General features: G+C 64.1%; 17 protein-coding genes and 1 pseudogene. 11 read left to right on the top strand and 7 right to left on the bottom strand.

From position 1 onward, the window contains the following. Positions 1 to 4 precede the first annotated feature (4 nt). On the bottom strand, positions 5 to 1432 hold the full coding sequence (locus tag I7S92_RS21665) for an amidase (protein WP_197647588.1): 1428 nt from the start codon (positions 1430 to 1432) through the stop codon (positions 5 to 7). A 187-nt stretch (positions 1433 to 1619) separates the two neighbouring features. Here I7S92_RS21665 and I7S92_RS21660 point away from each other — a divergent pair, with 187 nt between their 5' ends. From I7S92_RS21660 to I7S92_RS21635, 6 genes are all read left to right on the top strand, one after another. Beyond that, entirely contained in the window at positions 1620 to 3218 is a 1599-nt protein-coding gene (locus tag I7S92_RS21660; protein ID WP_197647605.1) for an ABC transporter substrate-binding protein, read from the top strand. 95 nt (positions 3219 to 3313) lie between these two features. Beyond that, a complete protein-coding gene (locus I7S92_RS21655; protein WP_197647587.1) occupies positions 3314 to 4882 on the top strand; it encodes an ABC transporter substrate-binding protein in 1569 nt (522 codons plus the stop codon). 73 nt (positions 4883 to 4955) lie between these two features. Further along, positions 4956 to 5921, top strand: coding sequence for an ABC transporter permease (locus I7S92_RS21650; protein ID WP_242070346.1), 966 nt, complete (start codon positions 4956 to 4958; stop codon positions 5919 to 5921). A gap of 7 nt (positions 5922 to 5928) precedes the next feature. Continuing rightward, a complete protein-coding gene (locus I7S92_RS21645; protein ID WP_197647586.1) occupies positions 5929 to 6801 on the top strand; it encodes an ABC transporter permease in 873 nt (290 codons plus the stop codon). 2 nt (positions 6802 to 6803) lie between these two features. Continuing rightward, positions 6804 to 8414 carry an ABC transporter ATP-binding protein gene (locus tag I7S92_RS21640; RefSeq protein WP_197647585.1) on the top strand — a complete coding sequence of 537 codons (1611 nt, stop codon included), beginning with the start codon at positions 6804 to 6806 and terminating at the stop codon, positions 8412 to 8414. Positions 8415 to 8474: 60 nt separating this feature from the next. Continuing rightward, on the top strand, positions 8475 to 10133 hold the full coding sequence (locus I7S92_RS21635; RefSeq protein ID WP_197647584.1) for a GMC family oxidoreductase: 1659 nt from the start codon (positions 8475 to 8477) through the stop codon (positions 10131 to 10133). Here I7S92_RS21635 and I7S92_RS21630 read toward each other — a convergent pair. Then, the gene (locus I7S92_RS21630; protein ID WP_197647583.1) at positions 10117 to 11037 is read right to left on the bottom strand and encodes a LysR substrate-binding domain-containing protein; all 921 of its coding nucleotides are present in this window, start codon (positions 11035 to 11037) and stop codon (positions 10117 to 10119) included. The genes I7S92_RS21635 and I7S92_RS21630 overlap by 17 nt on opposite strands. Positions 11038 to 11179: 142 nt before the next feature. Here I7S92_RS21630 and I7S92_RS21625 point away from each other — a divergent pair, with 142 nt between their 5' ends. The 3 genes from I7S92_RS21625 to I7S92_RS21615 are packed head-to-tail and all read left to right on the top strand — an operon-like array spanning position 11180 to position 16054. Beyond that, positions 11180 to 13168, top strand: coding sequence for an oxidoreductase (locus I7S92_RS21625; protein WP_197647582.1), 1989 nt, complete (start codon positions 11180 to 11182; stop codon positions 13166 to 13168). Positions 13169 to 13182: 14 nt separating this feature from the next. Continuing rightward, positions 13183 to 15252 (top strand): acetate--CoA ligase family protein, encoded by a 2070-nt coding sequence (locus I7S92_RS21620; RefSeq protein WP_197647581.1) that lies wholly within the window; start codon positions 13183 to 13185, stop codon positions 15250 to 15252. Beyond that, positions 15245 to 16054 (top strand): enoyl-CoA hydratase/isomerase family protein, encoded by an 810-nt coding sequence (locus I7S92_RS21615; protein ID WP_197647580.1) that lies wholly within the window; start codon positions 15245 to 15247, stop codon positions 16052 to 16054. Before I7S92_RS21620 ends, I7S92_RS21615 begins: the two co-directional genes overlap by 8 nt. Positions 16055 to 16258: 204 nt before the next feature. Here I7S92_RS21615 and I7S92_RS21610 read toward each other — a convergent pair whose 3' ends face one another. From I7S92_RS21610 to I7S92_RS21595, 4 genes are all read right to left on the bottom strand, one after another. Next, complete coding sequence (locus tag I7S92_RS21610) at positions 16259 to 16573, bottom strand: type II toxin-antitoxin system RelE/ParE family toxin (RefSeq protein ID WP_197647579.1); 315 nt, start codon at positions 16571 to 16573, stop codon at positions 16259 to 16261. After that, the gene (locus I7S92_RS21605; RefSeq protein ID WP_206761150.1) at positions 16570 to 16836 is read right to left on the bottom strand and encodes a type II toxin-antitoxin system ParD family antitoxin; all 267 of its coding nucleotides are present in this window, start codon (positions 16834 to 16836) and stop codon (positions 16570 to 16572) included. The genes I7S92_RS21610 and I7S92_RS21605 overlap by 4 nt, the downstream gene beginning before the upstream one ends. A gap of 263 nt (positions 16837 to 17099) precedes the next feature. Beyond that, entirely contained in the window at positions 17100 to 17309 is a 210-nt protein-coding gene (locus I7S92_RS21600; protein WP_197647577.1) for a hypothetical protein, read from the bottom strand. Positions 17310 to 17312: 3 nt separating this feature from the next. Further along, a complete protein-coding gene (locus I7S92_RS21595; protein ID WP_197647576.1) occupies positions 17313 to 17540 on the bottom strand; it encodes a DUF2188 domain-containing protein in 228 nt (75 codons plus the stop codon). Positions 17541 to 17640: 100 nt separating this feature from the next. Here I7S92_RS21595 and I7S92_RS21590 point away from each other — a divergent pair, with 100 nt between their 5' ends. Next, positions 17641 to 17991 carry a helix-turn-helix domain-containing protein gene (locus I7S92_RS21590; protein WP_197647575.1) on the top strand — a complete coding sequence of 117 codons (351 nt, stop codon included), beginning with the start codon at positions 17641 to 17643 and terminating at the stop codon, positions 17989 to 17991. Further along, positions 17992 to 18564, top strand: coding sequence for an ImmA/IrrE family metallo-endopeptidase (locus I7S92_RS21585; protein WP_197647574.1), 573 nt, complete (start codon positions 17992 to 17994; stop codon positions 18562 to 18564). A 19-nt stretch (positions 18565 to 18583) separates the two neighbouring features. On the opposite strand, the pseudogene I7S92_RS21580 reads toward I7S92_RS21585, so the two are convergent. After that, positions 18584 to 18688, bottom strand: a pseudogene (locus I7S92_RS21580) (IS5/IS1182 family transposase); the annotation flags it as partial.

The raw sequence follows: 18688 nt of genomic DNA, 5'->3' as shown, positions 1-18688 counted from the left end.
TTTCCTATAACGGCAGGGCGGGACGGGTTTTGCAGGATTGGTACCAACCGCCAACCGCCGCCTCGAAGGCAAGGCCCGCGCGGAAGACGGCGGCATCGTCATAGGTCTTGCCGACAAGCTGAATCCCGGTCGGGACGCCGCTTTCGGCATGGCCTGACGGCAGGGCCAGGACGGGGCAGCGGCTCAGCATGTTGAAGGGCCAGGCCATGGTCCAGCCAAGGTACGGGTCGATATCCACGCCATTGATGCGCAGCGGGTCATGCATCTGGAATTCTGCCGCAACGGCAGGAATGGCCAGCGTGGGGCAGAGGAACAGATCATACCCCTCCATCATCGGGCCGAACTGCGCGTAGATCCCTCCTTCGACCCCCAGGCTTGCCAGGTAGTCGCGGGTCGTCACCGAAAGCGAGCGTTTCGCGAAATCGGCGGCATAGGTGGTAAGTTGGTCTTCACGGTCCAGATAGTCGGCCAACCAGGCCCCGAAGAGCGTGGCATGATGCGTGGCGGCGGCGTGGTAGACCTCCCACGTCCAGCCAAGATCGACCTCCACCACTTCGGCCCCCAGGTCGCGGAACACCTCAACCGCGCGCAGGGTGTTTGCGCGCACCTCCGGGTCCACCTCCATGAAACCGAAGTCGACCGAATAGGCGATGCGCCAGCCCCTGACCCCGCCTCGATCCACCGGAAGCACCAGCCCGGGCTTCAGCGAGGCGATGTCCCGGGGATGCGGTCCGGCCAGGACATTCTGCATCAGAAGACAGTCCTCGACGCTGCGCGCCATGGGGCCGGGGTGGTTGTAGTGGTCAAGGTTGAAGGGCGGGGTCGAGGGGACACGGCCGTAAGGCGGCTTGAACCCCACCACACCCGAGGCCGAGGCCGGAATCCGGATCGATCCGCCAATGTCGGACCCGGTTGCCAAGGTGGTAAGGCCGGCGGCCAGCGCAGCCCCTGCCCCGCCGGACGATCCACCGGGCGTGTAATCGCGGTTCCACGGATTGCGCGTCACGCCCCATTGCCGGGAATGGCAGAACGGCGCGCAAGAGAATTCCGGGGTGGTCGTCCGCGCATGGACCATTGCGCCCGCGTCCAGCAAGCGCTGCACCACGGGCGCGTTCGCCTCTGCCACATGGTCGGAATAGAGCAGCGAGCCATAGGTCGTGACCTTGCCCGCCATCATGTTCTCATCCTTGAGCGCGGTCGGCAGCCCCTCCAGCGCGCCAGTCGCGTGCCCCCTGGCATAACGCGCCTCTGCCTGCCGCGCCGCCGCAAGCGCCTCGTCGGCATAGGTGAAGCAGACGGCGTTCAAGGGTTCGGCGCTGGCGCTGATGCGTGCCAACTGCGCTTCCAGAAGCTCTACCGGAGAGAGTTTTCGGGCCCGGAAAAGCCGCAGCGCCTCTGCTCCGCCGATATAGGCAAGGTCCGTCTCAAGCATGCTTCCCCCAAGGCTGTCGCAGCGGCGACTAAGTCACTCCGTGATTGATCGGTCAATCAGTTTGTTGACAGCAACGCATTTCCGAATAGTGTGGAACGGGTCGGGGCACAAGCGAGCGGGAACCACTGTCGGAACGAACCGCCCGACCCCGGAAAAGACAACAGCGACAACGGCAACGGGGTTTGAAATGAACGAATCGCATCACCACCAGATCGATGCACTGGCTCACGGATTGCGCCGCGGGACGCTGTCGCGCCGCGAGTTCCTGCTGCGCACGTCCGCGCTGCTGGCCGCCAGTGCCGCAGCCACCATTCCCGGTGCAGCGCGCGCCGAGGACACCCCAAAGAAGGGCGGCCTGTTCCGCCTGGGCCTGCACAACGCCTCGCAGAACGACAACCTCGATCCCGGCACGTGGTCGACCAGCTGGACAGGGGCCGGCTTTAACGGCGGTATCTTCAACAACCTGGTCGAGATCCTTCCCGATGGCTCGGTCGCTGGCGATCTGGCCGAAAGCTGGGAACCGTCGGAGGCGGCGAAAGTCTGGCGTTTCATTCTCAAGTCCGGCATCACCTTCCATGACGGGCGTGGCCTTGTAGCCGAGGACGTGCGCCAGTCGATCGAGCATCACATGAAGCCCGACTCCACCTCGGGAGGCCGAGCGATCGTCGAGCAGATCGCCTCCATCGCGACGGAAGGCGATGACGTCGTCATCTTCACGCTGAAGGAAGGCAACGCGGACTTCCCCTACCTGCTTTCGGATTATCACCTGTCCATCCTGCCTGCCGCCGAAGGGGGCGGGATCGACGTGTCCGGCAACGGAACCGGCGCGTTCAAGCTGGAAAGCTTCGAGCCGGGGATCGCGACCAAGCTGGTGCGCAATCCCAACTACCACAAGCCCCTGCCCTATTTCGACGAGGTCGAGTTCATCTCGATCCCGGATGCAACCGCGCGCCTGAACGCGCTGCTGACCGGCGAGGTCGATTTCATCCAGGATATCGACATCCGCAACGTGTCAATGATCGAGGGCAGCAGCGATTTCCACGTCCAGCGCGTGCCGGGCCTGCGGCATTTCAGCTTCGACATGGATACCCGCGTGGCCCCCTTCGACAACCCGGATGTGCGGCTTGCCCTGAAGTACGCCCTGGACCGGGACGATATCATCGAGAAGGTCTTCCTGGGCGAAGGCCGCAAGGGCAACGACAACCCGGTCTCGCAGATCCAGAAATTCTCGCACGAGATGCCGCAGCGGGAATACAGCATCGAGAAGGCGAAGGAGCATCTGGCCAAGGCCGGGCTCGAAACGATCACCGTGGACCTACATGTTGCCGAGAATGCCTTTGCCGGTGCGATCGAAGCCGCGGTGCTGTACGCCGAACATGCCGCGCCCGCCGGTATCACCATCAACGTGGTCCGCGAAGCCGCGGACGGCTATTGGGAGAATGTCTGGCTGAAGAAGCCCTTCGCCGCGGTCGACTGGTTCGGTCGTGCCACGGTTGACTGGTTGTTCTCCACCATCTACACCTCGGACGCGCCTTGGAACGCCGGCTGGTCCAACGCCCGGTTCGACGAGTTGCATGCGCTTGCCCGGGCCGAGACGGATGATGCGAAGCGCACCGCCTATTACGCCGAGATGCAACAGATCGTGCATGACGAAGGAAACATCCTGACGGTTGCCTTCGTCGACTGGCGCAATGCCATCTCCAACAATATCGGCTATGGCGAGGTTGGCGGGCTCATGCCCCTCGACAACATGCGGATCTGCGAACGCTGGTGGCGCAAGGACTGACGGTCCCACGCCTGCGTCGGGCGGACACGGTTCCGCCCGACGCTTGAAACATCTCGGCCAACTCCACCGATCAGACATTTGAACGGATCAGCACCATGACCCAACTCTCCCGCCTGCTTGCGCCCGGACGGCGCGGTTTTCTGGCTGGCCTCGCCATCACGGCGGGCTCGCTTGCCCTGCCCCGCGGGCTTGCGGCGCAAGAAGGCCCGAAGCAGGGCGGGACCCTGCGCTACGGGATGAACGACGGCTCGCAAACCGAAACGCTCGATCCGGCGGGTTGGGCCACGGTTACGACTGGCGTGGCCTTCAATGGTGCACTCTGCAACAACCTGGTCGAGCTTCTTCCCGATGGGTCGATTGCCGGGGACCTGGCCGAAAGCTGGAGTTCGGACGAGGCCGCCGTCCGCTGGACCTTCGTCCTGCGCAAGGGTGTCAAGTTCCACGACGGCCGCCCCTTCACCGCCGAGGATGCACGCCAGTCGATCCTGCACCATATGGGCGAAGGCAGCACCTCGGGTGCGCTGGCGATTGTGGAACAGATCGCGGATGTCGCCGTCGAGGGCGAGGATCTGGTCTTCACCCTGTCCGCCGGCAACGCCGACTTCCCGGCGCTTCTCAGCGATTACCACCTGTCCATCTTCCCGGCGCGCGAGGGCGGCGGCATCGACTGGGAATCTGGGATCGGAACCGGAGCCTTCAAGCTGGTCAGCTTCGAGCCGGGAATCGCCATCAGCCTGGTTCGCAACCCGGACTATCACAAGCCCGGCCTGCCCCATTTCGATGCGCTGGAAATCATCAACATCCCGGACAGCACGGCGCGCCTGAACGCGCTGCTGACGGGCGAGGTGGACGTGATCGAGGATGTGGACATCCGCAACATCGCCATGGTGGAAGGCAATCCCGACCTTAAGGTCGTCCGCACGCCCAGCCTGCGTCACCTGACCTTCGACATGAACTGCAAGGTTGCCCCCTATGACAATCCCGCGGTGCGCAAGGCGCTGAAGCTTGCCATCGATCGCGACGACATCCTGCAGAAGGTCTTCCTGGGCGAAGGCGAAAAGGGCAACGACACCCCGGTCGCGCGCATCATGCCCTATTTCTCCGAAACGCCGCCGCAGCATCAGTACGACCCCGAAGCCGCCAAGGCGATCCTGTCCGAGGCCGGACTTGACGGCGTAACCGTCGACCTCTCGGTAGCGGAATCCGCCTTCCCCGGCGCGGTCGAAGCCGCCGTCCTGTTCAAGGAACATGCCGCCAAGGCCGGGATCACGATCAATATCGTCAACGAAGCCGATGACGGCTACTGGGACAATGTCTGGCTGCAGAAGCCATTCAACGCCTCTGACTGGTATGGGCGGGTGACGCTGGACTGGCTTTTCGCCACGTCCTACACCTCGGACGCGCCGTGGAACAACACGGGCTTTAACAATGCGCGCTTCGACGAGCTGCAAAAGGCGGCCCGGACCGAGCTTGACCAGGCCAAACGGGCCGCGATTTATGCCGAGATGCAGCAGATCCTGCATGATGATGGCGGAGTGATCACGGTCGCCTTCGTAAGCTGGCGCCTCGCCATGTCGGCAAACATCGGACATGGCCCGATGGGTGGCATCCTTCCGGGGGACAACCATCGCGCGGCCGAACGGTGGTGGCGTCTGGATGCCTGAGGTGCAGGACGCATCGCGCGGCCCCCTGGTGGGTGGATTGTTGATGAAAGTGCCTACAAGGAGTTGGCGACGCATGACACGCAAGCCCCGGCCGATCCTGTCGATGGTGGCAAGCCGGGTCGGCCTTGGCGTCCTGAGCCTGGTCATCGTGTCTCTGGTGATCTTCTCGGCCGTTGCCATGCTGCCGGGAAGCTACGCCTCGGCCATCTTGGGCCAGAACGCCACGCCCGAGGCCGTCGCCGCGATGGAGGAACAACTGGGCCTGAACGAACCCTGGTTCCTCCGTTACCTCGGCTGGCTGGGGGCCGCGGCAATGGGCGACATGGGAATGTCCTTCGCCGGACGCCCCGTCATGGATGTGATCGGCCCCCGACTCCTCAATACCGTCGTATTGGCCTCTATAACTGCGGTGATTGCGGTGCCGGTCTCGATTGCGCTTGGCATCGTCTGCGCACGTTTCCGGGGGCGGTTCATCGACAAGTTCCTGTCGACCAGCACCCTCGCTTCGATTTCGGTGCCCGAGTTCTTCGTTGCCTACATCGTGATGATGGTCCTTGCGGTGAAACTTCAGCTCTTTCCCTCCATGGCCGGAATTCGCGCCAGCATGGACTGGGGAGACCAGCTTTACCGGATGGTTCTGCCGATCCTGACGCTGCTTCTCGTGATCCTCGCGCACATGGTCCGCAATACGCGGGCGGCGATCCTGTCGGTGATGGCCAGCCCCTACATCGAGATGGCCCGCCTGAAGGGCGAACCGGAAGCGCGCGTCGTCATGCGGCAGGCCCTTCCCAACGCCATTGGTCCGATCGCAAGCGTGGTGGCGCTTAACCTGGCCTATCTCATCTCTGGCGTCGTCGTGATTGAGGTCGTCTTCGTCTATCCCGGTGTCGGCCAGGCGATGATCGATGCGGTCCGCAACCGGGACGTGCCCGTGATCCAGGCCTGCGCCCTGATCTTCGCCGCAGCCTACATCGGCTTCAACCTGATCGCCGATGTCATCTCGATCATCAGCAACCCACGCCTGCTGCATCCGCGCTGAGGGACCCATGGAAGCTACTGCAAGACCTGCGGCCCCCAGCCGCGTGACGCAACTTATCCGTCTGGTCCGCTCGGCCCCGCTGACGGCCAAGTTCGGCATGCTGGTGACGCTGGCCTATGCCTTTGTTGCCCTGTTCGCGCCGCTTATTGCGCCCTATGGCGAAGTCGAAGTCGTCTCTCGCGTTCCATTTGATGGCTGGAGCGCCGAGCACCTGCTGGGGACCGACCAGCTCGGCCGGGACTTTCTGTCGAGACTGATCTTCGGCGCGCGCAATTCGATCTCGATCGCTCTGGTGACGACGATCATCTCCTTCACCATCGGTTGCCTGCTGGGCATGTTTGCCGCGCTGGTGGGCGGATTTGTGGACCAGGTGCTGTCGCGGATCGTCGATGCCCTGATGTCGGTGCCCGACCTGATCTTCATCCTGATGATCCTGTCGATCCTGGGCGGCTCCATCGTGAACCTGATCCTGATCATCGCCATTCTCACCTCGACCCGTTTCTACCGGATCTCGCGAGCGGCGGCGCTGAACGTCGCCAGCCTGGATTTCGTCGAAGCCGCGAAGGTGAGGGGCGAGGGCAGTCTCTGGATCGCGGTGAACGAAATATTTCCCAACATCCTGCCGCTGCTTCTGTCCGAACTCGGGATGCGCTTCTGCTTCATCTTCCTGAACATCGCCGCGCTGTCTTTCCTTGGTGTCGGCATACAGCCGCCCACGGCGGAATGGGGCTCGATGGTGCGGGACAACGCGGCGCTGATCAACATGGGCGACATAACTCCGCTGATACCGGCCGCGGCAATCGCGCTCTTGGCCGTCGCGGTGAACTTCGTCGTTGACTGGATGCTGAACCGGGCCAGCGGCCTGACCGAGGAGGGCTGACCATGGCCTCACCTGTCATCGAGATCAACGATCTGCGCATCGACGCCAAGGCCAATGACGAATGGTCGGCCATCGTGCGGGGGGTGACCCTTGCGATCCATCCCGGCGAGGTTCTGGGACTTGTCGGCGAATCCGGGGCTGGAAAATCGACCATCGGACTTGCCGCGTTGGGATACCTGCGGCCGGGCGCCAGGGTGTCGGGGGGAACCGTACGCCTGCAGGGACAGGATCTCTTCGCCATTCCCGAGGACGAACGCCGCCGCTTCCGGGGAACCAAAGTCGCCTACGTCGCCCAAAGCGCGCAAGCAGCCTTCAACCCCGCCCATCGCCTGATGGACCAGATCGTCATGGTCGCCGTAGACCGTGGCGGCCTGACCCGGGCCGAGGCCGAAGCGCGCGCCGTTGCCCTGTTCACCGCACTGAAACTGCCGGACCCCGCGCAGTTTGGCAGCCGCTTTCCGCATCAGGTATCAGGCGGGCAGCTTCAGCGGGCGATGGTTGCGATGGCGATGATCTGCAACCCCGCCCTGATCGTCTTCGACGAACCGACGACGGCGCTGGACGTGACAACCCAGGTCGAAGTGCTGATCTCGATCCGGAATGTGATCAGGGATTTCGGGGTGGCGGCGATCTACATCACCCACGACCTTGCCGTCGTCGCCCAGATCGCGCACCGCGTCGCCGTGCTGCGCCATGGCGTCGTGGTGGAAGAAGCGCCCATCGCCCAGATCATGGACGCCCCCCAGCATCCCTATACCAAGACGCTTTGGGCCGTGCATGAGATGCCGGTGGACACGTCCGCCACGCATCTGCAGAAAGGCGCACCGCTTCTGACCATTTCCAGACTATCGGCGCGCTACAAGCAGTTCGAGGTGCTTCAGGACATCAACCTTCAGATCGGCCGGGGCGAGACAGTGGCCCTCGTGGGTGAATCCGGATCTGGCAAATCGACGCTTGGCCGGGTGATCGTCGGGCTGAAGGAACCGTCCGGCGGCAGCCTGACCTACGATGGCGAGCCTCTGCCTCCCCTCGTCTCGCGTCGCTCGCTGGGGACGATCAGGCGCGTCCAGATCATCTACCAGTCCGCCGATACCGCACTGAACCCCCGCCATACGGTGCGCAAGATCCTTGGCAGGCCGCTTGCTCTCTATCACGGGCTGCGCGGGGCCAGACGCGAGGCCCGCATCCAGGAGCTGCTGCGGATGGTAGAGCTGGATCCGACCCATGCCGACCGCCTGCCGGGGCAGCTTTCTGGCGGGCAGAAGCAGCGGGTCGCCATCGCCCGCGCCCTTGCGGCGGACCCGGAACTGATCATCTGCGACGAGATCACCTCGGCGCTGGACAAGGTGGTGCAGGCCGAAGTCCTTCGGATGCTGCTGGAACTGCAGGCCCGCCTCGGCGTGTCCTACCTGTTCATCACCCATGACATCGAGGTGGTGCGCGCCGTCGCGGACCGGGTGGTCGTGATGCAGTCCGGTCGCATCGTCGAACAGGGCGCCAAAGCCGAGGTCTTCGCACCGCCACACCAGCCCTATACCGAAACCCTGCTCGCCTCGGTCCCCGACATGGCAGTGGGCTGGCTGGACCGCATCATCGCCGAGCGCGCGGCCTAGAGGCCCGCGCCCGACCACCTCTCGCAACAGGTACGAGACTTGCCCATGACAACCGCGGCCATGGAATTTGACTATGTGATCGTCGGTGCCGGCTCGGCCGGCTGCGTCCTGGCAGCGCGGCTGACCGAGGATCCAGATGTCAGCGTGCTGCTGCTGGAGGCCGGGGGGCCCGACCGTTCGCTGATGATGCAGATCCCGGCCGGGGTCTACAAGGTGTTCCACAATCCGGCCTTCAACTGGAACTACGAATCCGAACCCCAGGCCGCATTGGCGGGACGCCGCATCCCGGTGCCACGCGGCAGAACGCTGGGAGGATCGTCCTCGATCAATTCAATGGTCTGGCTGCGCGGGCATCCGGCCGATTACGACGCCTGGGCCGAACAAGGGCTGGAGGAGTGGAGCTTTGCCCACTGCCTGCCCTATTTCCGCAAGTCCGAGACCTCGGACCGCGGGGCGTCGGATTATCGCGGCGGCGACGGACCTGTGCAGGTGGCGAAAGGCCGGCTGGCCTCACCGATCTTTGATGCGTTCGAGGCGAGTTCGGCCGCCGCGGGCCATCGGTTGATCGAAGACCTCAACGGCCCGGATGCGGTGGGGATCGGGCGGCTTGATTGTTCGAAAGGGGGCGGTCGGCGATGCAGCGCCTCGGTGGCCTACCTGCGTCCGGCCCTGCACCGTCGCAACTTGCGGGTGGAAACCGGGGCCTTGGCGCATCGCCTGCTTTTGGCCGGCGGGCGCGCGGTGGGCGTGGAATACGGGCAGGCCGGTCAGGTCCACAGTGCCCACGCCCGGCGCGAGGTGGTCCTGTCCGGCGGGGCGATCAACACGCCGCAACTCCTCATGCTTTCAGGGATCGGACCGGCCGACGAACTAAGAAGCCATGGCATCCGCGTGGCGCTGGACCAGCCCGGAATCGGCAGGAATCTTCAGGATCACCTCGATCTCGGAATGTCTTTCCGCTGCAGCGAACCGGTGTCACATGCCTGGATGGGGTCCCGGCTGGGCAAGCTGCAGGTCGGGCTGGAATGGATGCTCCGCCAGACCGGCCCAGGTGCCTCGAACATCTGGGAGATCGGTGGCTTTGCACGGGCGATGCCGGATTCCGCCTTGCCGACAGTGCATTACCATGTCGCCCCGATGAAGATCGACGCCCGCCCCGACGGCAGCTTCGGCCTTTCGCATGGCTTCACCCTGCATCTGTCACAACTGCGCCAGCGCAGTCGTGGGCAACTGACCTTGCGCAGCGCCTCGTCGAAGGACGCGCCGCGCATCGATTTCCGCTTCTTCAGCGACCCGCGCGACATCGTCGAGATGCGCGAGGGCGTGAAGGTCACGCGCGAGATCGTGTCACAGGCGCCTCTGGCCCGGCTCGGCACGCTGGAGGTCGCGCCGGGCGTTCAGGCCCGGAGGGATGCCGATCTGGACGCCGTTCTGCGCCAGGGCGTGAAGACGGAATTCCACCCCTCGTGCACCTGCCGGATGGGGACGGATGCGGCCGCCGTCGTGGACCCCAGCCTGCGGCTGAACGGGATCGAGGGGCTGCGCGTCGTCGATGCCTCGGTCATGCCGCACGTCGTGGGGGCGAACCTGAATGCGACCGTGATCATGATCGCCGAAAAGGCCGCCGACATGATCCGAGGCCGCCCTGCCCTGCCGCCGGCAGCCATCGGCCGCCAACCCCAGGCATTGGTGCGCGATATCTTCAGCCCGGCGGGATAGCTGGCCCGTTCACAGCCGTCAGCCCCAGAACTGCGCGCTGCGCTTCCAGGGCGTCAAACTCGGCTTGCAACCAGTTGCGGACCTTCTGAACCGCAGGTCGTCGCACGGCAGAGCGGCGCCCCACGAGGTTGTAGAACGTGCTGGTCTGCAACATCAGGCCGCTGGCGGGCACCAGCGCCCCGGCAAGGATCTCGCCCGCCACCACATGCCACCAGCCAAGCGCCACGCCCTGGCCCTTGGTCGCGCCCTGGATGACCAGCGCATAGTCCGAGAAACTCAGCTCTGTCGCATCCCGCATCGACCCCAGACCAACCATGTCCAGGAAGCGGGGCCAGGGAATGCGCATCCGGCCGACAAGGCTGGCCAGGACATGACCGGCAAGGCCCCGCTCTCCGTCGATTAGGCCATGGGCGGCTAGGTAGGCGGGGCTGCACACCGGGATCACCACCTCGGGGACCAGTGCCCAGCGCTCCACATCCTCGCCGTCGACCCGACCATAGCGCAGCCCAAGGTCAGCCGCACCCAGTCGTCCGATCGGCTCTCCGTGGATCAGATCCAGCCGCATCGTCACGCCGGGAACTTCGCGGCGGAAACGGTCCAGCCGGGGCATCATCCAGTGGATCGCGAAGGCCGAGGTGACCGACAGGGTCACCACATCCTCCTGATGCCGACCGGCCTCGATCTCGGACAGAGCATCCTCGATCCGGTCGAACCCCTCGCGCACCGCGCGTTGCAAAAGGCGCCCCTCTTCAGTCAGCTCAAGACCCGTGGACCGTCGCAGGAAAAGCTGGGCGCCAAGATGCGCCTCCAGCCGCGAGACCATCCGGCTGATGGCCGGCTGCGTCACGTTGAACTCACGCGCGGCGAGGGTGAAGTTCAGGTGGCGGGCCGAAGCCTCGAACATGAATAGCGCCCCTGGGGAGGGGAGTCTGGTTCGCAGGGGCATGGCTTTGATCCAACTTCAGGTAATGGCGTTCCTACAATTTCTGCGGCCTGCATCAAGGCCCCAGTTGTTATGCTGACCTCAGATTTGGTCAGAGACGCCCATGCCCGCCACATTTCCCAACCTGTTCTCCCCCCTGACGATCCGCGGGCGCGAGATCCGCAATCGTATCCTGTCCACCGGCCACCAGACCTGGCTGGCAAAAGGCAATGTTCCCGGCGATGATCTGATTGCCTATCACGAGGCGCGGGCACGCGGTGGTGCGGGGCTGATCGTCAACGAATCCGCCCGTTTTCATGCCTCGACCCTAGGCGAGGCGCCGGAACTGGTCATCCTCTCCGACGACGCGATCCCGCATTACGCCCGCCTTGCAGCAGCGGTCCAGCGACACGGCGCCCGGATCTTTGGCCAGCTCTCCCATTCGGGCCGGGTCAGCCGCCGCATGACCGACGGGATGCGCGGGGTGGTCTATGCGCCCTCTTCGGTGCCCGAGAACCGCTTTCACACCGTCCCGCGCGAGATGCCGACCGAGATGGTGGCGGAAATCATCGAAGCCGCGGCCCAGGGCGCCCGCCGCTATGCCGAGGGGGGCTACGACGGGGTCGAGCTCATGGCGAGCCACGGCCTTCTCTTCGCGCAGTTCCTGAACCCCGCCTCGAACCGGCGCGAGGACATCTATGGCGGCTCGGCCGAGAACCGCCTTCGCCCGCTGAAAGAGGCGCTGATCGGCGCACGGAAGGCGGTCGGGGACGGCGTCGTGCTGGGTCTGCGCATTTCGGCCGACGAGGATGACGTCGGGGGCCTCGATCAATCCACGGTCATCGGCATCTGCCGCCAACTGGCCGAAGAGGGGCTGGTCGACTACATCAACACCACGATGGGAACCATGGCGGCCCTTGGCGGGTCGATCCATGTCGTCCCGCCGATGGAGATCGACACCGCCTATGTCGCGCCACGGGCAGCGGCGATCCGGGCGGCGGTGAAGGTTCCGGTCTTTGTCGCCGGCCGTATCAACCGGCCCCAGATCGCCGAAGCCGTGCTGGCTGCGGGTCAGGCCGACATGTGCGGCATGACCCGCGCCCTGATCGTGGACCCCGACATGCCGCGCAAGGCCATGGGCGGCCGCGCGGACGAGATCCGCGCCTGCATCGGCTGCAATCAGGCCTGCATCGGACATTTCCACGCCGGCAACCCGATTTCCTGCATCCAGAACCCGGTCACGGGCCGCGAGCGGCGCTTTGACCCGCTGCCCGCAACGCCGCGCGCGCGGCGCGTGGTGGTGGCGGGCGGGGGGCCCGGCGGAATGAAGGCGGCCGTCACCGCCGCAGAGATGGGCCACCAGGTGCTTCTTGCCGAAGCCGCCCCGCAGCTTGGCGGGCAGGCACTTCTGGCGCAGATGCTGCCGGACCGGGCCGAGTTCGGCGGACTGATCACCAACCTTCAGACCGAGCTGTCCTTGCGGCAGGTCGAGGTGCGGCTGAACGCGCCCGTCGATCCGGCCTTTCTGCGCGCCTCGGGCGCCGAGGCGGTCATCCTTGCCACCGGATCAGCCCCTGTTCCCGCCGAAGTCGAAGGCGATGGCCATCTGCTCGAGGCGACCGAGGTGCTGGCCGGCGCGGCCAATCCGGGCGGGCGCGTCGTTGTGGCCGACTGGCGCTGCGACTGGATCGGGCCGGGCATTGCGTTGCTTCTGGCACAGAAAGGCCACCAGGTTCGACTGGCGGTGAACGGGATCTGCGCCGGCCAGAACCTTCAGCAATACGTTCGCGACCATTGGGCAGGCAAACTGCACAAGGCGGGGATCGAGGTCATCCCCTACGCCCGTCTCTTTGGCCTGGACACCGACACTGCCTATTTCACCCATGCCGCCAGCGGCGCGCCCATCGTCCTTGAGGGGGTGGACACGATTGTCCGGGTCGCCGGCAACGCCCCGAGCAATGCGCTTGAGGGCCAGGTGCATGACCTGGGCCTGCCCTTCATCACCGTCGGCGATTGCACCATGGCCCGCAGCGCCGAAGAGGCGATCCATGACGGATACGTCGCCACCCGCCGCTTCCTGTCGGACCTGACCTGCGCAAGAAAGGACGCCTGACGATGAACAGCCCCATGACGGCTTTGCTTAGGCCAAAGTCCATCGCGGTGGTAGGCGCCAGCCCCAGGCCCGGGAGCTTTGGGGCGAACCTTGCCACTGCGATTCAATCGCTGGGCTACCCCGGCGCGGTCCATCTCGTGAACCCGCGCTACGACCGGATCGGCACGGCACCCTGCCACCCGGAAGTTTCCAGCATCCCGGGCGGCGTGGATTGTGCTGCCTTCGCGATCAGCGACACGCTGATCGTCGATGCGATGGAAGCAGCCGCTTCGGCCGGGGTGAAGGGAGCCGTCCTTTTCGGCCGCGCCTATGGAGAAACCGATGCGGGCCGCCCTAGGATGGAGGCCGTCCGCGCCATCGCGCGCGACGCGGGCATGGCGATCTGCGGAGCGAACTGCATGGGATTTCTTAACCTTCCCGACCGCCTGCAAATGTCCGGCATGCCGTTTCGCGATCTGCCCGCGCCATCGGGCGTTGCGCTCATCTCGCATTCGGGTTCCAGCTGGTCCGGGCTGGTCGGGAACCGTCGGCAGATGGGTTTCGACTATGCCGTCTCGGCCGGGCAAGAGCTGGCCACCGGGCTTGCCGACTATATCCGGCACTTCCTGGAACAGACCGATGTCCGAGTCATCGCCTGCGTGCTTGAAACCGTCCGAGACCCCGCCGCCTTCATCGAGGCCGCTGAGCTGGCCCGGTCGCGGGGCGTGCCGATCATTGCGCTAAAGCTGGGACGGACCGAAGCCTCCAAGACCTTCGCCATTTCGCATTCCGGCGCCCTCTCGGGTTCCCGCGCCGCCTATGACGCGATGTTCGCGCGCCTTGGCGTCATTTCCGTCCGCAGCCTGGACGAGCTGTTGGACACGGCCGAGCTTTTGGCCATGACCCGCCCGATGACCGCGCCCGGCATCGCGCTTGGCACCGACTCTGGCGGCGAGCGGCAGCTGATTGTCGACCTCGCCGCCGACCGCGGCCTGCCCTTCGCCACGCTTCAGCCCCAGACCCTCGCGGCCGTGGGTGCACATCTGGACCCGGGGATGGAGCCGTCGAACCCGCTGGACTATTGGGGCGACGGGGGCGATGTGATGGCCCCGGTCCTGACCGAGATGGCCCGCGATCCCGGCGTGGGCGTAGTTGTGATGGCAACCAACCTGCCGCCGGACCGCAACTTTTCGGAAATGTCGGCGGCGGCCATCCGCAAGGTGCATCAGGCCACGGACAAACCCGTGGTGGTGATGGGCAATATCGCGACGACCCTGTCACCCGGCATCGCCGCGGAACTGCGCGGACGCGGGATTGCCGTGCTGATGGGAACCGAGACCGGCCTCTCCGCCCTTCATCATCTGCGCCACTACCACTTCGGCCGCCAGACCGCCCAGCCGGCCCAGGCCCTGCCGCTTCCCGAAGCGTCGCAAACCCTGCTGAATGCTGCACCGCAGGACAGCCTGCGCAGCCTGGACGGCTTCCGACTTCTGCAAAGCGTCGGAATTGCCTGCGCGCCCTTCGTCGATGTCCGGACGCCGGGGGACATCGCGGCTTTCGCGGCCCGGCACGGCCTTCCCGTCGCGTTGAAGATCGACGATCCCGCCATTGCTCACAAATCCGACCAGGGCGGCGTCGTCCTGAACATTAAGACCCTGGCCGAGGCCTGCTCGGCCCTGGCCCTGCTGCGCAAGCGCCACCCAGACGCGCCGATCATCGCTCAAGCCATGGCCGAGGGGGTCGAACTGATACTGGGCATGACCACCGACCCCGATTTCGGCCCCTTGGTGACCTTAGGCTTCGGCGGCATCTTCACCGAGATATTCCGCGACACCACAGCGCTTGTTCCCCCCTTCAGCCAGGCCGAGGCGCTGCAAGCCCTCCAGTCGCTGAAAGGCTATCCCCTGCTGACCGGGGCGCGCGGCCGCGAACCCGTGGATCTTGAGGCCCTTTGCGCCCTGATCGCGCGCTTCAGTGCCGTCGCAGCGGGGACGCGCGGAAGGATTGCCGAACTCGAGATCAACCCGGTCCTCGCCGGTCCGAACGGCGCCCTTGCCGTCGACTGCATCACCCTGCGCCAAGCGAAAGCTGTCACCCATGACTGAATACGAGACTGTCCGGGCCGAGATCTCGGATGACGGAATTGTCCACATCATCCTGAACCGTCCCCGTGTCCTGAACGCGATCAACTCGGTCCTCATGCGCGAGGTGACCGAGATCACGGCCACGCTTCAGAAGGATCCGGCGATCCGTTGCTTCATCATTTCGGGCGAGGGGCGCGCATTCTCTGCCGGCTTCGACCTTAAGGAATCCGCCGCCGCGGGCGAGAGAACCGTTTCCGACTGGCGCAAGGTGCTTGAAGCCGACTTCGAGTTCATCATGCAATTCTGGGATTGCCCCAAGCCCACCATCTCGGCCGTGCATGGTCACTGCATCGGGGGCGGGCTAGAACTTGCCGCCGCCTGCGACATCTCGGTCGCGGCCGAGGACGCGGTCTTCGGCGAACCCGAGGTGCGGTTCGGCTCTGGCATTGTCGCCATGGTCCTGCCCTGGATGGTGGGACCGAAACATGCCAAGGACATCCTGCTCACCGGCAACGACCAGATGTCGGCCGCCCGTGCCGCCCAGATCGGGCTGGTCACCGAAACCGTCGCTGCGGGACGGCATGTCGAGCGTGCGTTCGAAAAGGCACGCGAGATCGTGGCCGGCGCCCCGCTGTCCGTCGAATTAACCAAGCGCGCAATCAACCGCAGTTACGACATCCGCGGTATGCGCAATGCTCTGCTGGCTGCCGTCGAAACCGATATTGTGATCGAGACTTCTGGCGGCCCGGAACGAACCGAGTTCAATCGAATCCGCAGGGAGAAAGGCTTGAAGGCCGCCATCCATTGGAGGAACAGCCGTTAGCGTAGGCTCGTCAAACGTTGACCAGGTGTTGACAAGAATTCGCAACGCAAAAGCCCGACGGTTTATGTCGGGTTCTAACTATCTGAAAAGGTTAGGATTTTTGGTTGCGGGGGCAGGATTTACCAACTGTTTCAAGATGTTCCGAGCGATCATCCAGCCCTGCTCAGCTAAAGCCGCCTGATCGGCATCGCCCCTAAGCCCACCTCAGCTTCGGGACTTGCTACGCCTGATCCAGTCCGCACCGCCGTAGGTCACGGCGTAGATCAGAACCTCCCGCATGTCATCGTCCACCTTGAACACGACAACGCCCTTGCGTCCCGCCGGGATCGCCCGAAGACCGGGGGCGATCTCGTCCCGCGTGCTGCCTTTGTGTGGCGTCGCGGCGAGGCCGAGAATAGTGGTCTCGATCTCCGCCAGTTTTGCGGCAGCAACGGATGATCCCGCATAGTCGGAAATCCAGCCGGTGATCCATTCGAGATCATCGGCGACCGAGGGGTGAAAGCGGATGCGGTAGCTCACCGAACGCCCTGCACGACCCGCGCACGAGCACGGGCAAACGCGCTGTCGGCATCGAGAAAGGCATCGCGAGGCGTCTGGAGCCGACCCCGGATTTCTTCGGTCAGGGCGCCCAGAGCGACCTCGCGCTCCTCCTCGTCCTGGATCATCTGCTCCAGCGCGGCGGCCACCAGCGCCGACTGCGAGGCGAACACCCCGGCACCCACCTTCTCCGTCAGGAAACGGTGGTGGCGGTCGGTGAAGCTGAGGGTGGTCTTCACGGTCATGGTGTACTCCACATCAGGTCAAGGTATGACTTCATCATACCAGAGTTCTGAAAGGAGGCAACGGCGCGGGGCAAACTGCTTGCCCGACGCGGAGGGCGAGAAGCCGACGGAAGGCAGTGCGGCAGAACGGTCGCGGCAATTCAGAAAGCAGTAACCCTTGCGGAGTTCAAACAAGGCTGGTTTCAAGCCTAAACAAAAGGGGGCGCAACGGATGTAACCGTCGCGCCCTTAAGTTTGAACGATGGGAGGCTGAAGCGGGAAGCTCACCGCCCGAGACGGTTGTAGAACCGTCCCATGTTGGTAGCACTTCCACTAACCTCAAGGCCCTGCGACGTCTTTCGCACGCTCAGGCCGCTGTTGGCCGCCGCCCGACGCACCCGCTGCTCATAGGCACTTTGGATATCGCGCTGCATTGCACTGGCCAAAGATTGTGCCGAAGAAAAGCTCCGACCTTTGTATTTGAACTTGATCATGCCTCAGCCTTTCGGAGGATAGGGATCGTTGCCGTAGCTGTAGGCTTCCCTGAAGCGGCTATCCCGCCCCTGGATGCGCAGCTCCGACTCTTGGTTGCGTGCGATGCCGCGTCCGAAGTTGATCGCCTCACGCTGGGTATCGAACACGCGGGTCGGGCGTTCGTTGCCCTCACCGCGAACTGCCCACTTGTCGCCACGCGTGACGACGTACTGGTTCTTGCCGCTTGACATTTTCGCTTTCCTTTCGGTTGCGAGATGGGTTACTGATTGCAAGATCGCAATCTTGATACATATTGCGATACAGACAGGAGATTGCAAGAGTGAAATCAGCATGAGGGAACAGTTTCTTAACGAAGCGTTCTACCATGCCCTCGATGGGCACCGTCAGGCGAAACGCCTGACCTGGAAGGCTGTGGCCGAACAGGCCGAGGTGAGCGCCTCGACACTCACCCGTATCGCGCAAGGGAAGCGGCCAGACGTGGATACCCTCGCGGCGCTATGCCGCTGGTCGGGGCTGAGCGCGGACGACTTCATGAGTTCCCATGATGATGTTGCCAAACCCGAACCTCTAGGCCAGATTATGGCTCTTCTCCGGGCAGATAAGAACATAGCGCCGGAGGGGGCAGCGGCCATCGAAGTCATGATCAAGGCAGCATACGAGCAGTTCCGCAAGGAGAAGTAGTTGGCGAAAGCAAAGCCGCGTCGTGGATTTCTTTCAGAAGCGCATTGGTGGGCAAATGAATTGCGTAAGGAGATGGGCCTCTCTCTTTCCGCACCTATCTGCCCACGCCGCCTGTGTACGCACTTAGAAGTGCCCGTGATCCTGCTTTCCTCACTCCCTGACCTTCCCGAAAAGCACCTATTGCTCTCTCAGCAGAAGGGATGCGGTTTCTCAGCAGCTGCGTGCTTTGACGGGACGCGTGCGTTCATCCTGCTCAACGATGCGACCGAGAGGAAACGCCAAGCTTCTGACATCGCGCACGAGCTTGCTCACGTGATTTTACGACATCAGCCGGTGAACCCCTTTACCAACGGTGGTATTCGGGAGTTTTCTTCAACTGATGAGCTTGAAGCCGAGACGCTTGGCCCAGTGCTATTGGTCTCAGAGTATGCAGCTCTCGATGCCTATCGTATGATCCAACGCCGACAATACACCCTCACAACTCTCTCCGAAGCTTGGGGGATCACCGAGCAGGTGATTAGCTGGCGCATGAATGCAGTTGGGGCATCGAGAAGGGTTAAAAGGGCTGCCTAGGCTCCAGACTCATTGAGTTTCAGAGCCAGAACATGACGGTTGCTGCGAGGGCGATAGCGGAGAAGAAGGTTTCCGGGCATCTGTCGTATCGGGTGGCAACGCGTCTCCAGTCCTTCAGCCGGCC

This window comes from Tabrizicola soli (genome assembly GCF_015999335.1).
Classification (GTDB): domain Bacteria; phylum Pseudomonadota; class Alphaproteobacteria; order Rhodobacterales; family Rhodobacteraceae; genus Tabrizicola; species Tabrizicola soli.
Note: the sequence above shows the minus strand (reverse complement) of the source record. Positions and strands in the feature narration are given on the sequence as shown.